Origin of the sequence: Pseudomonas batumici (assembly GCF_036585405.1) — a bacterium.
Classification (GTDB): Bacteria; Pseudomonadota; Gammaproteobacteria; order Pseudomonadales; family Pseudomonadaceae; genus Aquipseudomonas; species Aquipseudomonas batumici.
In genome coordinates this window covers 2,434,429-2,447,907 of record NZ_CP144470.1, presented here as the reverse complement: position 1 = coordinate 2,447,907, position 13,479 = coordinate 2,434,429, and the positions used below count along the sequence as shown (strand labels likewise).

Annotated in this window: 10 protein-coding genes; 2 read left to right on the top strand and 8 right to left on the bottom strand. The window is 61.4% G+C overall.

The genetic code is table 11. The features are described 5' to 3' along the window. Positions 1 to 30: 30 nt before the first annotated feature. The 5 genes from NUH87_RS11000 to NUH87_RS10980 all read right to left on the bottom strand — a co-directional run bounded on the left by NUH87_RS11000 (position 31) and on the right by NUH87_RS10980 (position 5,016). Entirely contained in the window at positions 31 to 732 is a 702-nt protein-coding gene (locus tag NUH87_RS11000; protein WP_040064891.1) for an ABC transporter ATP-binding protein, read from the bottom strand. After that, a complete protein-coding gene (gene livG / locus NUH87_RS10995; RefSeq protein WP_040064892.1) occupies positions 733 to 1,500 on the bottom strand; it encodes a high-affinity branched-chain amino acid ABC transporter ATP-binding protein LivG in 768 nt (255 codons plus the stop codon). Next, a complete protein-coding gene (locus NUH87_RS10990) occupies positions 1,497 to 2,750 on the bottom strand; it encodes a high-affinity branched-chain amino acid ABC transporter permease LivM (RefSeq protein ID WP_338525961.1) in 1,254 nt (417 codons plus the stop codon). The genes livG and NUH87_RS10990 overlap by 4 nt, the downstream gene beginning before the upstream one ends. Next, the gene (gene livH, locus NUH87_RS10985; RefSeq protein ID WP_040064894.1) at positions 2,747 to 3,670 is read right to left on the bottom strand and encodes a high-affinity branched-chain amino acid ABC transporter permease LivH; all 924 of its coding nucleotides are present in this window, start codon (positions 3,668 to 3,670) and stop codon (positions 2,747 to 2,749) included. The genes NUH87_RS10990 and livH overlap by 4 nt, the downstream gene beginning before the upstream one ends. Positions 3,671 to 3,897: 227 nt before the next feature. Beyond that, positions 3,898 to 5,016 carry a branched-chain amino acid ABC transporter substrate-binding protein gene (locus NUH87_RS10980; RefSeq protein ID WP_338525960.1) on the bottom strand — a complete coding sequence of 373 codons (1,119 nt, stop codon included), beginning with the start codon at positions 5,014 to 5,016 and terminating at the stop codon, positions 3,898 to 3,900. Positions 5,017 to 5,377: 361 nt separating this feature from the next. Between NUH87_RS10980 and NUH87_RS10975 the strand changes: the two genes are divergently transcribed. Continuing rightward, positions 5,378 to 5,683 (top strand): DUF2288 domain-containing protein, encoded by a 306-nt coding sequence (locus tag NUH87_RS10975; protein WP_040064896.1) that lies wholly within the window; start codon positions 5,378 to 5,380, stop codon positions 5,681 to 5,683. A gap of 233 nt (positions 5,684 to 5,916) precedes the next feature. Here NUH87_RS10975 and NUH87_RS10970 read toward each other — a convergent pair whose 3' ends face one another. After that, complete coding sequence (locus NUH87_RS10970; RefSeq protein ID WP_338525959.1) at positions 5,917 to 8,091, bottom strand: hypothetical protein; 2,175 nt, start codon at positions 8,089 to 8,091, stop codon at positions 5,917 to 5,919. A gap of 357 nt (positions 8,092 to 8,448) precedes the next feature. Further along, on the bottom strand, positions 8,449 to 8,817 hold the full coding sequence (locus tag NUH87_RS10965) for a YkgJ family cysteine cluster protein (protein WP_338525958.1): 369 nt from the start codon (positions 8,815 to 8,817) through the stop codon (positions 8,449 to 8,451). Positions 8,818 to 9,082: 265 nt separating this feature from the next. Here NUH87_RS10965 and NUH87_RS10960 point away from each other — a divergent pair, with 265 nt between their 5' ends. Next, positions 9,083 to 10,429, top strand: a complete 1,347-nt coding sequence (locus NUH87_RS10960) for an MFS transporter (protein ID WP_338525957.1) — start codon at positions 9,083 to 9,085, stop codon at positions 10,427 to 10,429. 104 nt (positions 10,430 to 10,533) lie between these two features. On the opposite strand, the gene rapA is transcribed toward NUH87_RS10960, so the two are convergent. Next, positions 10,534 to 13,380 carry an RNA polymerase-associated protein RapA gene (gene rapA / locus NUH87_RS10955; RefSeq protein WP_338525956.1) on the bottom strand — a complete coding sequence of 949 codons (2,847 nt, stop codon included), beginning with the start codon at positions 13,378 to 13,380 and terminating at the stop codon, positions 10,534 to 10,536. Positions 13,381 to 13,479 lie beyond the last annotated feature (99 nt).

The window sequence follows — 13,479 nt, the reverse complement described above, 5'->3', positions numbered from 1 at the left end:
TCGGGGCTTCTCTTTGGGCCGCTGGAGGGATCAACCGCCCAGGTACGCCTCACGCACTTTCGGGTCGGTCAGCAGGTCGTTGCCGCTGCCTTCCATCACCACCCGGCCGTTTTCCAGCACATAGGCACGGTCGGCGATTTTCAGCGCCTGGTTGGCGTTCTGTTCCACCAGGAACACCGTCACCCCGTCCTTGCGCAGCTGTTCGATGATATCGAAGATCTGCTGGATGATGATCGGTGCCAGGCCCAGGGACGGTTCGTCCAGCAACAGCAGCTTCGGCTTGCTCATCAGCGCCCGGCCAATGGCGAGCATCTGCTGTTCACCGCCGGACATGGTGCCGCCGCGCTGGGTGAAGCGTTCCTTGAGGCGTGGGAACAGGCCCAGGACCTTGTCCATCTGCTCCTGGTAATCGCCCTTGTCGGTGAAGAAGCCGCCCATGGACAGGTTCTCTTCCACGGTCAGGCGGGAGAACACCCGACGGCCTTCCGGCACCACCGCGATGCTTTTGCGCATGATCTGCGAAGATTCCTGCCCCACCAGCTCTTCGCCCATGTAGCGGATGCTGCCGCTGTGGGCCCGCGGTGAACCGCACAGGGTCATCAGCAGGGTCGATTTACCCGCGCCGTTGGCGCCGATCAGGGTGACGATTTCACCCTGGCGAACCTCCACGTTGACGCTGTGCAGGGCCTGGATCTTGCCGTAGAAGGTGGAAACGTTTTCGAATTGCAGCATTTACGCTTCCCCCAGGTAGGCTTTGATCACTTCGGGATTGTCGCGGATCTGTTGTGGCGTGCCGTTGGCCAACGGGGTGCCCTGGTTGATCACGACGATATGGTCGGAAATGCTCATGACCAGTTTCATGTCGTGCTCGATCAGCAGCACGGTGACGTTGTGTTCCTCGCGCAGCACACTGATCAACGCCTTGAGGTCGTCGGTTTCCCGAGGGTTCAGACCGGCCGCCGGTTCGTCGAGCATGAGGATCCGCGGGCGGGTCATCATGCAGCGGGCGATTTCCAGGCGACGTTGCTGACCATAGGCCAGGGTGCCGGCCGGGCGGTTGGCGAACTCGGTCAGGTGGACCTTGTCCAGCCAGTACTTGGCGTACTCCATGGCCTCGCGTTCGCTCTTGCGGAACGACGGGGTCTTGAACAGCCCGGACAGGAAGTTGGTGTTCAGGTGACGATGCTGGGCGATCAGCAGGTTTTCCACCGCGGTCATGTCCTTGAACAGACGCACGTTCTGGAAGGTCCGCACTACACCCTTGCCGGCAATCTCATGGCCGGCAAGGCCCTCGATCGGCTGGCCGTCGAGCAGGATGCTACCGGCGCTCGGCTTGTAGAAGCCGGTCAGGCAGTTGAACACCGTGGTCTTGCCGGCGCCGTTCGGGCCGATCAGCGCCACCACTTGTTTTTCCTGGACGGTCAGGGCCACGCCATTGACCGCCAGCAGGCCTCCGAAGCGCATGCTCAGGTCGGTTACTTTCAGGATCTCACGGCTCATTTATGCAGCTCCAGGTGAGGACGTTGCATAGGCAGCAGACCTTGTGGACGCCAGATCATCATCAGCACCATCAAGGCGCCGAACATCAACATGCGGTATTCGCTGAAGTCACGCATCAGCTCCGGCAGCAGGATCATCACCGTGGCGGCGAGCACGACGCCCAACTGCGAGCCCATGCCACCCAGCACGACGATGGCGAGGATGGTCGCCGACTCGATGAAGGTGAACGACTCCGGGGTCACCAGGCCTTGGCGGGCGGCGAAGAAGCTGCCGGCAAAACCGGCGAAGCAAGCACCCAGGGTGAAGGCCGACAGCTTGATCACGGTCGGGTTCAGGCCCAGGGCCCGGCAGGCGATTTCGTCTTCGCGCAGCGCTTCCCAGGCACGGCCAATCGGCATGCGCAGCAGGCGGTTGATCACGAACAGCGCGAACAATGCCAGCAACAGCGCCACCAGGTACAGGAACACCACCTTGCTCACCGGGTTGTACGTCAGCCCGAAGAACTCGTGGAAGGTCTGCAGGCCCTCGGCGGCGGTACGTTCGAACGTCAGCCCGAAGAAGGTCGGCTTGGGAATGTTGCTGATGCCGTTGGGGCCGCCGGTGAGACCAGTGAGGTTACGCAGGAACAGCCGGATGATTTCACCGAAGCCCAGGGTCACGATGGCCAGGTAGTCACCGCGCAAGCGCAAGACCGGGAAGCCCAGCAGGAAGCCGAAGGTGGCCGACATCAGGCCGGCGATCGGCAGGCAGATCCAGAAGCTCAGACCGTAGTAGTGCGACAGCAACGCGTAGGTGTAGGCACCGACCGCGTAGAAGCCGACATAACCCAGGTCGAGCAGGCCGGCCAGGCCGACCACGATGTTCAGGCCCAGGCCCAGCAGCACGTAGATCAGGATCAGGGTGGCGATGTCGACCGCGCCGCGGGAGCCGAAGAACGGCCAGATCAGTGCGCTCACGATCAGCCCGATGATGATCCAGCGCTGGGTACGCGGCAGGGTCAGGAACTGGCCGACCTTGGGCGAGACCAGCGGTCCACGGGACGATTTGAACAGCGCACTGAACTGCTCGCTGAACAGCACGCGCAGGAACATCAGGACCGAGCACAGGGCAATCACGCCCAAGGTCAGGGGACTGCTGCCCTCCACCACGAGGCTGATCCCGGCGATGCTCAGTTTGAGTCCGAGCACCGGGAAGGCCACGGCCCAGACCAGCAAGGCGCTGAACAGCGCCGATTTGAGATATCTGTTCATACTTTCTCAACCTCCGGACGGCCCAGGATGCCGGTCGGACGGAACAACAGCACCAGAACCAAAAGACCGAATGCCACCACGTCCTTGTACTGGTCGCCGAAGATATCGGCGCCAAAGGCTTCGGCCACCCCCAGCACCAGCCCGCCGAGCATGGCGCCCGGAATACTGCCGATGCCACCCAGGACGGCCGCGGTAAAGGCTTTCAGGCCCACCAGGAAGCCGGCGTTGGGGTTGATCACGCCGTATTGCATGCTCAGCAGCACGGCCGCGACCGCCGCGAGGGCGGCGCCGATGACGAAGGTCAGGGCGATGATGTTGTTGGTGTTGATCCCCAACAGGTTGGCCATCTTGATGTCTTCGGCACAGGCACGGCAGGCGCGGCCCAGGCGTGAACGGGAGATGAACTGTGTCAGTCCGGTCATGGCCACCAGGGTGACGACGAAGACCAGGATCTGCATGTAGGAAATCAGCACTTCCTCTGCGCCGCCTGGACCGAAGGAGAAACTCCCCGGGATCAGGTTGGGGATGGACTTGTCCTTGGAGTCCTGGGACAGCAGCACGGTGTTCTGCAGGAAAATCGACATGCCGATGGCAGAAATCAACGGGATCAGGCGGTTGCTGCCCCGCAGGGGGCGGTAGGCAACACGCTCGATACTGTAGCCATAGGCACTGGTCACGACGATCGTCGCGATAAACGCGGCGGTCATCAACAGCGGCAGTGAGTGGATACCCAGCATGGCCAGCCCGGCAAGGACGATGAAGGCCACGTAGGAACCAATCATGTACACCTCGCCATGGGCGAAGTTGATCATTCCAATAATGCCGTAAACCATTGTGTAGCCAATGGCTATCAAGGCATAGGTGCTGCCAATGGTCAGACCATTAACCAGCTGTTGGAAGAAGTGATAGATCTCAGGCATTACAGCGCTCCTAAAAACCCGATACGCATTTCACTGGTGGAGTCATGTTCCGGCCCGGTGCCGTGGTCTGTTGCCACGTCGGCATGAGCCTTTGCCAGCGAACCGCTGGTGACGGTTTTAAGATTTTCAGGTGAGCCAGCTCCCGGATCGCGGGTGTCAGGCCCATAAACCTCGTAAAACAAAGCCCACTGCTTGCACAGTGGGCTTCTTGACCTGTCAGGCCTGACTTACTGAGGGGAAACTTCGGTTTTCGGTTTGCCGAAGTGCCACTGGTAGACCACGAACTTGAAGTTCTTCAGGTCGCCCTTCGCGTCGAAGGAGAGGTCGCCGGTCGGAGTCTTGAAGGTACCGGCGTGGATGGCGGCGGCCACCTTGGCGGTGTCTTCGCTCTTCGCGGCCTTGATGCCTTCGGCGATGATTTCCACGGCCGAGTAGGCCGGGAACACGAACGGACCGGTCGGGTCCAGTTTCTTGGCCGCGAAAGCATCCACCAGGGACTTGTTGGCCGGATCCTGGTCGAAGGATTTCGGCAGGGTCACCAGCAGGCCTTCGGAAGCGTCCTGGGCGATCTGCGAGATGGAGTCGTTGCCGACGCCTTCCGGACCCATGAACTTGGCGTTCAGGCCTTTTTCCTTGGACTGACGCAGGATCAGGCCCAGTTCCGGGTGGTAGCCGCCGTAGTAGACGAAGTCGACGTTGGCTTGCTTGAGTTTCTGGATGATCGAGGAGAAGTCCTTGTCGCCGGCGTTCAGGCCTTCGAAGACGGCAACCTTGACGCCTTTGCCTTCGAGGGTTTTCTTCACGGCGGTGGCGATGCCTTCGCCGTATTGCTGTTTGTCGTGCAGAACAGCAACGATTTTCGGTTTGACGTGGTCGGCGATGTAGTTACCGGCGGCAGGGCCCTGGGCGCTGTCCAGGCCGATGGTGCGGAAGACCATCTTGTAGCCGCGAGCGGTGATGTCCGGGCTGGTGGCGGCCGGAGTGATCATGATCACGCCTTCGTCTTCGTAGATATCCGAAGCCGGTTGGGTGGAGCTGGAGCAGAGGTGACCGACCACGAACTTGACGCCGTCGTTGACCACTTTGTTGGCTACGGCCACGGCCTGTTTAGGGTCGCAGGCATCGTCGTATTCCTTGGCTTCGAGCATCTTGCCGTCGACGCCGCCCTTGGCGTTGATCTGCTCGATGGCCATGTGCGCACCGTTGAACTGCATGTCGCCGTACTGGGTCACGGGACCGGTTTTCGGGCCGGCGATGCCGATCTTGATGGTGTCAGCAGCGAAAGAATGGCTGGCAATACCGGCCAGAACCATAGCGGCGAACAGTTTGGAAATCTGCTTAGTCATTAGTGCTCCACTCTTGCTGTTGTAATTTTTAGAGTCCTACGGCCGAAGCTGTGGGACCGGGTCAGGTTCAACGCCGATACCCCGGTTCTTGCCCCGGCAACTGTACCGATACAGTTTAGTGTGCGCCCTTATCGATTGGATAGCGGGCAGCCGGAGGCAAAATCGAGATACGTCGCCTGGGCGAAAGAAAGATACAGAATAGCGGCAGATTGTCATGCAGATTTTTGTCTGGATGTTGCTAGCTTTCAGCTGCAATCCCTGGCGCCTTCCATCCCCTCGCTCACCCCTTGCGTTTCATCTGGGTGTTTCCAACCGAGCCTCGACGTTATCATTGCGCCGATTTTTTCTCAGGTGGACCCCCATGATTCAAGAACCTAGCACCCTCTATGCCAAGCTGCTTGGTGAAACTGCATCTATTCGCTGGGAAGAGCTGCAACCGTTCTTTGCCCGGGGTGCCCTATTGTGGGTCGAACCGGCACTGGATCTGATCGCCGCCGCCGAGGCCGTGGCCGAGAACCAGGCCGGGAAAGTCGCCGCTTGGCTGGCGAGCGGGGAGCTTGCCAAGGTGTCTGAGTCGCGGGCGCTGGATCTTTTCGAGCGCGATCCGACGCTGTGGGCGGTGGTGGTTTCGCCCTGGGTGATGATCCAGGAAAGAGCAACAAAATAATTCTGCGCACCGTAATCGTGCATAAGCCTTATGCGTTTATGGCCTGGGGGTGTGTAGGTCCGTAACTGCGTTGCGCAGTAATGGCAGTTTGCCCGTGGAGAAACTCCACAGTCATTCGGTCGCCCCGGACTCTCTTGAATACGACGCTGTACGGTAGGAGCCGGCTTGCTGGCGATTGCGATGTGACATTCATCACCGCTATCGCCAGCAAACCGGTTCCTACAGGATCGTGCTTAGTACTCGGTCTTGCCCGTGTGGCTGTTCAGCGAAATGACCCTGGTCTTGCCGATGCGGTGACGGTAGATCTCGCGCAGGTACTTGATAGCCTTTTTCACGCAGTCGCGGGACAGGCGGATATCGTTGATCGAGACGAACTTGTCCTTGTCGTTGATCAGCTCGCGGTACTTCTTCTCGTACATCGGCTTGATCGCGTACCAGTTGGTGTCGAGGATTTTCGCCGGGTTCTCGAATTCGTTGAGCAACTCGTCGATGCTCTGTTCGTCGAACTCCTCGCGGGTGATGAATTCGAGCATCGAGTTGTCCAGCGTATCGTCGAAACGGTACGGATTGCGGGCGAAGCAACGCTTGATGAAGGCCACGATCAGCGTCAGGAAGTCGTCCGACAGGCACGGGCTCTTGGCGATCAGGGTGGTCAGCGAGAGGTTCGCCGAAGCGCCGATCACCAGCGCGTAGCGCTTGAGCGTGGTGTTGGGGAACAGGCTGTTGAGGTGGGTCTTGAGCCGGTTCAGGTCCATGTAGGAGAGTTTGTAGTCCTTGGGCAGGGACACGATCGAGACCACCGACGAGCAGTTCTTGAAGAAATGCAGGTCGTGCAGCGCCACCGCATCGTAGCCCGAGGCCTTGTACTGCTCCAGGGCCGCGCGATAGCGCTTGGACTCGATGGGCAGCAGGCTGATGCCTTCGATCGCCTGGGTCACCTTGTTGAAGTGCGGCAGGTCGATGGAGCGGAAGAACAGGTCGTCGATGTTCAGCCGCTGGGGCTCTTTCTCGAACACTTTGAATTTGTCGCCGCTGGGCGTCGGCTGTTCCGGTACCACGGATTCGGCGTAGGCGATGGCCACCGGGCCGGCCAGGCTCATGAACAGGTCGTTGGCATCCAGGCGAATGGTTTCGCCGATGTCGATGCCGGCACGGCGGAAATAGTTCTGGTCGTAGTCGGTGGTCACCGCCTGGGCGGTCAGGATGTTGAAGATCTGCTGGGAGATGTACTGGTTGGCGTGCTTCTCCATGGCATTGACATCAATGTTCTGGATATTGCCGTCATCGTTTTCTTCGGCATAACGCATGATGTCGTTGGAGATCAGCATCATGGCGTTCCAGGGGCGAATGCGGCCCATGACACTGGCTTCGCTGCTGTCGTCGTTGTCGAAGTTGTACGAGAAGTCCCATTCTTCGGACAGGTACTTGCAGAGCAGGCGACCGGCGTTGATGTGCAGCGCTTCGGACATTTCGCTGCGATGGTCGGAAATGTTCGGCAGTACGCAGATACCGCTGGTGAAGATCGGTTCGAACACGAAGGAGTGGCCGCTCTTGCTGTCGTGCTCGTCGGCCGGCTTGGTGTCGAAGGTCTTGTTCATGTAGGAGTATTGCTGGGCCAGGCCGAATTCCGAGGCCATGCCCGAACCGGTACCGCCGCCGGCGCTGAAGATCGAGAAGTACAGGCGCGACTGGTTGGCCTTGATGCCGCAGGAGTCGATCAGGTACGAGTGGATCATCTTCCAGTCGGGGCTGGAAAAGCGCTGGGTGTCCTTGTTCAGGATGATCTTGGCCAGGTACTGGCCGAGGATCGGTGCGTTACCCGCGCCGCCGGCATGGACTTCCGATAGGTCCATGATCTTCATCTTGCTGTAGTCGCGGATAAAGCCGCTTTTTTCGCCCTTGCGCGAGAAACGGATGCGCCCGGCAATGTCCTTGTCCAGGTCGCCGAGCATCACCAGCGGTTCCACCAGGAACACCGGCTTGGTGGATTTGTTCTGCACCAGGCGCAGGTTGTTACGGATCCATTGCGCGGGACGATAGCCTTTGTCGCTGGCCTTGTCTTCGTTGTTGAATTCGTTGAGGTAGAACTTGCGGGCGTTGTAGACCAGTTCCGCGACGTCCAGGGCAATGTTCGAGCCGCAGCGGCCCAGGCCGATCAGGCAGACCGACGGGAACTCCTGGTCGCGGCGCTGCTCGTGTTCAGCTTCGGCATGGAGTGCGCGGGGGAACACCATGTCGCGCAGGCCGTCGAGGTTGTCGAGAATGCGGTCGGTGTTGGTTTCGGTGAAGTAGAGATATTGCTGGGTCGCCAGTGGACGGGGGGTGGAATAGGCCTTGTAGGTTTTTTCCGCGACCGTGGGCAACATCAGATCGGATACTGCGTTGGCTGGAATATTTTTAGAGGTCATTGTGCGCCATTTGCCTGGTCGGGTTCGGCGGTCGAAAGGATATCAACGCGCCATCACGGAGTGAGAAATCGCGACTGTAGCGCGCGATATTGGCCTGAGCGATAGGGTTTATCCCTAGGCTCCCCTAAGGGTGATCCTTGAATGTATACCGCTGGATCGGCCAAAAATTGACGTTCTTTAATTGGCGGGGAACTTTTTATGAATTTTGTACTACCCGCGGATTGAACGTGCCGGGAGGCGAGTGTAGACGCTGATTGAGCCGGTGCAGCGACTGCATTCCGATGAAGTGGGGCTGAAGACGCTTGCGTCGGGCCGAAAGGGGAGATGGCACAGTGATGCCAATGATTTGGCAATAATCTAAATAGCAATGGGTACTAAAAAATCGACCTGTTCCTGCTCCAGCGGTGGCAGCCCGAAAGCCGCGCGCGCCTTGTCACAGTGATCGTTGTGTACGCCGTCGACCCATGAGGCCTCGAACTCCCGGCAGGTGCTGGAGCGTTGGTGGTAGATCGAGCAACTGACCTGCTGGCCGACTTCACCCTCCAGGGCGGTGCAGCGAACGGGGCGGCGTTCGGTGCCGAGCATGGCCACGTGGTTGGGGCTGACCTGGGTGACCAGTTCGTCGGGTACCAGCCCGCCAGCCGAGGCGCATTCTCCCCAGTAGAAAGACACACGGAAATGAGCGCAGCAGGCACCACAATTCAGGCACGGATTAGCGTCGGGCATGGAAGGTCACGGAACAAGTGGGGGAGGTGGTCGGCGGCTATTCTAGGCTTCGGCCCGGGCTTTGGAAGAGGGCGGCGCGGTATTTTTTTGCAGGGCCTGCGTCGGTGCCGCAGCGATGGGGCGACAGGGCCGGGTGCGCAGGGTATTGCCGGGTATCAGCGCCACGAATGGTGGCAGACAGTCCCGGTCCTGCTCACTAGATTGAGGGTTCCGGGCTCAACGCGTCTGGCGGGCCAGCCCCTATAACAATAAAGAGACGGACCCCATGCAGAACTCGACCCAAGCGGCGAATGCCTGGCGCATTCTGTTCCTGTTGTTCCTCGCCAACCTCTTCAACTTCTACGACCGTACCCTGCCGGCGATCATCATCGAGCCGATCCGCATGGAGTGGCACCTGAGCGACTTCCAGATCGGCATCATCGGCACCGCGTTCACCATTGTCTATGCCATTGCCGGCCTGCCCCTGGGGCGGATGGCCGACAACGGCTCGCGCCGCAAGCTGATGGGCTGGGGCCTGGCGGCCTGGAGTGGACTGACGGCGGCGAATGGCCTGGTGGGCAGCTTCGCGACCTTCCTGCTGGTGCGCATGGGCGTGGGGATCGGCGAGGCCAGCTATGCGCCGGCGGCCAACTCGCTGATCGGCGACCTGTTCCCGGCGCACCGTCGGGCGCGGGCCATGGGGATCTTCATGCTGGGCTTGCCGTTGGGGCTGGTGCTGGCGTTCTTCACCACCGGCGCCATGGTCAAGGCCTTCGACAGCTGGCGCGCGCCGTTCTTTATCGCCGCGGTGCCAGGGCTGCTGCTGGCGGTGTTCATGTTCTTCATCAAGGAACCGAAACGCGGTGCGGCGGAAACGGTAAAGGTGTCCCAGGAGAAGGTCGACCGTCCCGTGCGGCGCCTGATGGCGATTCCGACCTTTCTCTGGCTGGTGCTGGCGGGGCTGACCTTCAACTTCGCCACCTACGCCTGCAACTCGTTTCTGGTGCCGATGCTGCAGCGCTATTTCCTGATGCCTTTGCAGGAAGCGGCGGTGGCGACCGGTTTGATTGTCGGGGTCACCGGGTTGATCGGCTTGACGCTGGGCGGTTGGGTCGCGGACAAGCTTCACCAGCGCATTGCCAATGGTCGGCTGCTGTTCGCGGCGGTGAGCCTGGTGATCTCGACGCTGACCACGGCCTGGGCGTTGCACGCCGGGCGGATCGAGATCGGTGTGTTCGTGGTGGTGTTCAGTGTCGGCTGGCTGTTTGCCTACAACTTCTATACCTGCGTCTATACGGCGATCCAGGACGTGGTCGAGCCGCGGCTGCGGGCGACGGCCATGGCCGTTTACTTTGCCGGTTTGTATCTATTGGGCGGCGGCCTGGGGCCGGTGGTGGTGGGGTTGCTCTCCGATCATTTCGCCCAGGCGGCGATGCTGGCGGCGGGAGCCGAGCAGATGAGCGAGGCGTTCAAGGCGGTCGGGCTGCATGATGCGATGTACCTGATTCCCGGAGCCCTGTTGTTGACGCTGGTGTTTCTGTTCCAGGCGGCGCGGTGTTTCAGCAAGGATGCACGGCGCATGCGCGAGGGGATGGCGGCGGATGAGCCGGGGGTGGCACCGGTTACCGCTTGACACTGAACCCTGTAGGCGCTGGCTTGCCAGCGATGAGGCCATCATAGGCAATGCAAGCCTTGAGGTCTCTATCGCCGGCAAGCCGGCTCCTACAGGGTGGTGTGTCAGCCGGCCACCAGCACCCGAATCGCTTCCAGGCGCAGCGCGGCTTTTTCCAGCATCGCCAGGCCTTGCTCACGCTGTTGACGCAGGGCCATCAGTTCGCTGTCGCGCACACTCGGGTTGACCGCCTGCAACGCGGTCAGGCGCGCCAGCTCTTCCTCGGTATCGGCCGCCAGACGACGTTGCGCCTCGGCCACGCGCTCGGCGTGACGCGGTGCGATCTTGGCTTCGCCCGCATTGATCTTCGGCGTCAGGCTGTCGCGCTGGGCCTGGATGAATTTGTTGGCGCTGGCCCGTGGCACGCTTTCCAACTGGTCGTTCAGGGTTTCGAAGGACACCCGTGCCGACAGGTCGTTGCCATTGGCATCCAGCAGGCAGCGCAGTGCCGCCGGCGGTAGGTAGCGACCCAGTTGCAGCGAGCGCGGCGCGACCACTTCGCTGACATAGAGCAGCTCCAGCAACACGGTGCCGGGCTTGAGCGCCTTGTTCTTGATCAGCGCCACGGCGGTGTTGCCCATCGAACCGGACAGCACCAGGTCCATGCCGCCCTGCACCATCGGGTGTTCCCAGGTGATGAACTGCATGTCTTCGCGCGACAGCGCCTGGTTGCGGTCGTAGGTGATGGTCACGCCTTCGTCGTCGCCCAGCGGGAAGCTGGCGTCGAGCATCTTCTCGCTCGGCTTGAGGATCAGGGCGTTTTCCGAATGGTCCTCGCTGTCGATGCCGAAGGCGTCGAACAGGGTTTCCATATAGATAGGCAGGGCGAACTGGTCATCCTGTTCATGGATCGCCTCGACCAGCGCGTCGCCTTCGCCGGCGCCACCGGAGTTGAGTTCCAGCAGGCGGTCGCGGCCGGTGTGCAGCTCGTCTTCCAGGCGCTCGCGCTCGGCGCGGGCTTCGTCGATCAGGGCTTGCCACTGGCTGTCGTCGGCATTTTCCAGCAGCGGCAGCAGGCGCGGGCCGAACTGGTGCTGCAAGGCGTTGCCGGTCGGGCAGGTATTGAGGAAGGCGTTCAGCGCTTCGTGATACCACTGGAACAGGCGCTCTTGCGGGCTGGTTTCCAGATAGGGCGCGTGCAGTTCGATCACGTGTTTCTGGCCGATCCGGTCCAGACGACCGATCCGCTGCTCCAGCAGGTCCGGGTGGGACGGCAGGTCGAACAGCACCAGGTGGTGGGCGAACTGGAAGTTGCGACCCTCACTGCCGATTTCCGAACAGATCAGCACCTGGGCGCCGAACTCTTCGTCGGCGAAGTAGGCGGCGGCGCGGTCGCGTTCGAGGATGTTCATGCCTTCGTGGAAGACCGTGGCCGGAATGCCGGAGCGAACGCGCAGGGCGTCTTCCAGGTCCATGGCGGTTTCGGCGTGGGCGCAGATCACCAGGACCTTGGTGCGCTTGAGCATTTTCAACTGGTCGATCAGCCACTCGACGCGCGGGTCGAAGCGCCACCAGCGGGTTTCGTCGTCAATGTCCGGCTGGGCCTGGAAGCTGACTTCCGGGTACAGCTCGGCGTGCTCACCCAGCGGCAGTTCGAGGTATTCGTCCGGGCAGGGCAGAGGGTAGGCGTGCAGCTTGCGCTCCGGGAAACCCTGTACGGCGGCGCGGGTGTTGCGGAACAGCACGCGGCCGGTGCCGTGGCGGTCCAACAGCTCGCGCACCAGCCGGGCGCTGGCCTCGCTGTCGCCGTCATTGATGGCGGTCAGCAGGGCCTCGCCTTCGTCGCCGAGGAAACCCTGGATGGTTTTATGCGCGGCAGGCGACAGGCGGCCTTTGTCCAACAGCTCCTGCACGGCTTCGGCCACCGGGCGATAGTTCTCGCTCTCGGCGCGGAAGGCCTTCAGGTCGTGGAAACGGTTCGGGTCGAGCAGGCGCAGGCGCGCGAAGTGGCTGTCCTGGCCCAGTTGTTCCGGGGTCGCGGTCAGCAGCAGGACGCCGGGAATGGTCTCGGCCAGTTGTTCGACTAGGGCGTATTCCGGGCTGACCTGGTCTTCATGCCAGACCAGGTGGTGGGCTTCGTCGACCACCATCAGGTCCCAGCCGGCGGCGAATAGCGCATCCTGGGCCTTCTCGTCGTCCACCAGCCACTCCAGGGCCACCAGGGCCAGCTGGGTGTCTTCGAACGGGTTGCTGGCATCGCTTTCGATAAAGCGTTCGGCGTCGAACAGCGCGACCTGCAGGTTGAAGCGCCGGCGCATTTCCACCAGCCACTGGTGCTGCAGGTTCTCCGGCACCAGGATCAGGATGCGGTTGGCGCGGCCCGAAAGCAGTTGGCGATGGATCACCAGGCCCGCTTCGATGGTCTTGCCCAGGCCCACTTCGTCGGCCAGCAGGACCCGTGGCGCGATCCGGTCGGCGACTTCCCGGGCGATGTGCAGTTGGTGGGCGATCGGTTGCGCACGCACGCCACCCAGGCCCCAGAGCGAGGACTGCAACTGGCGGCTGGTGTGTTCCAGGGTGTGGTAGCGCAGCGAGAACCAGGGCAGCGGGTCGATCTGCCCGGCGAACAGGCGGTCGCTGGCCAGGCGGAACTGGATGAAGTTCGACAGCTGGGTTTCCGGCAGCGTGACGGTTTCGTTCTGCCCGTTGAGGCCGTGGTAGACCAGCAGCCCGTCGACATCGTCGACTTCGCGCACGGTCATTTTCCAGCCTTCGAAGTGGGTGATGGTGTCGCCCGGCGAGAACCGCACGCGGGTCAGGGGCGCATTCCGTAGCGCATACTGGCGGGTGTCGCCAGTGGCCGGGTAGAGCACGGTCAACAAGCGGCCGTCCTGTGCCAGAACGGTGCCTAAACCCAACTCCGCTTCGCTGTCACTGATCCAGCGTTGCCCCGGTTGATACTGCTGCGCCATGCTGCCTGACTCCCGCCTTGAAAAAGCCGACTATCTTAACGGAATCGATGCTTTCAGGCCAAAAGAAGCTCACAAATACCGTGCTTTCAGCCAGTATCC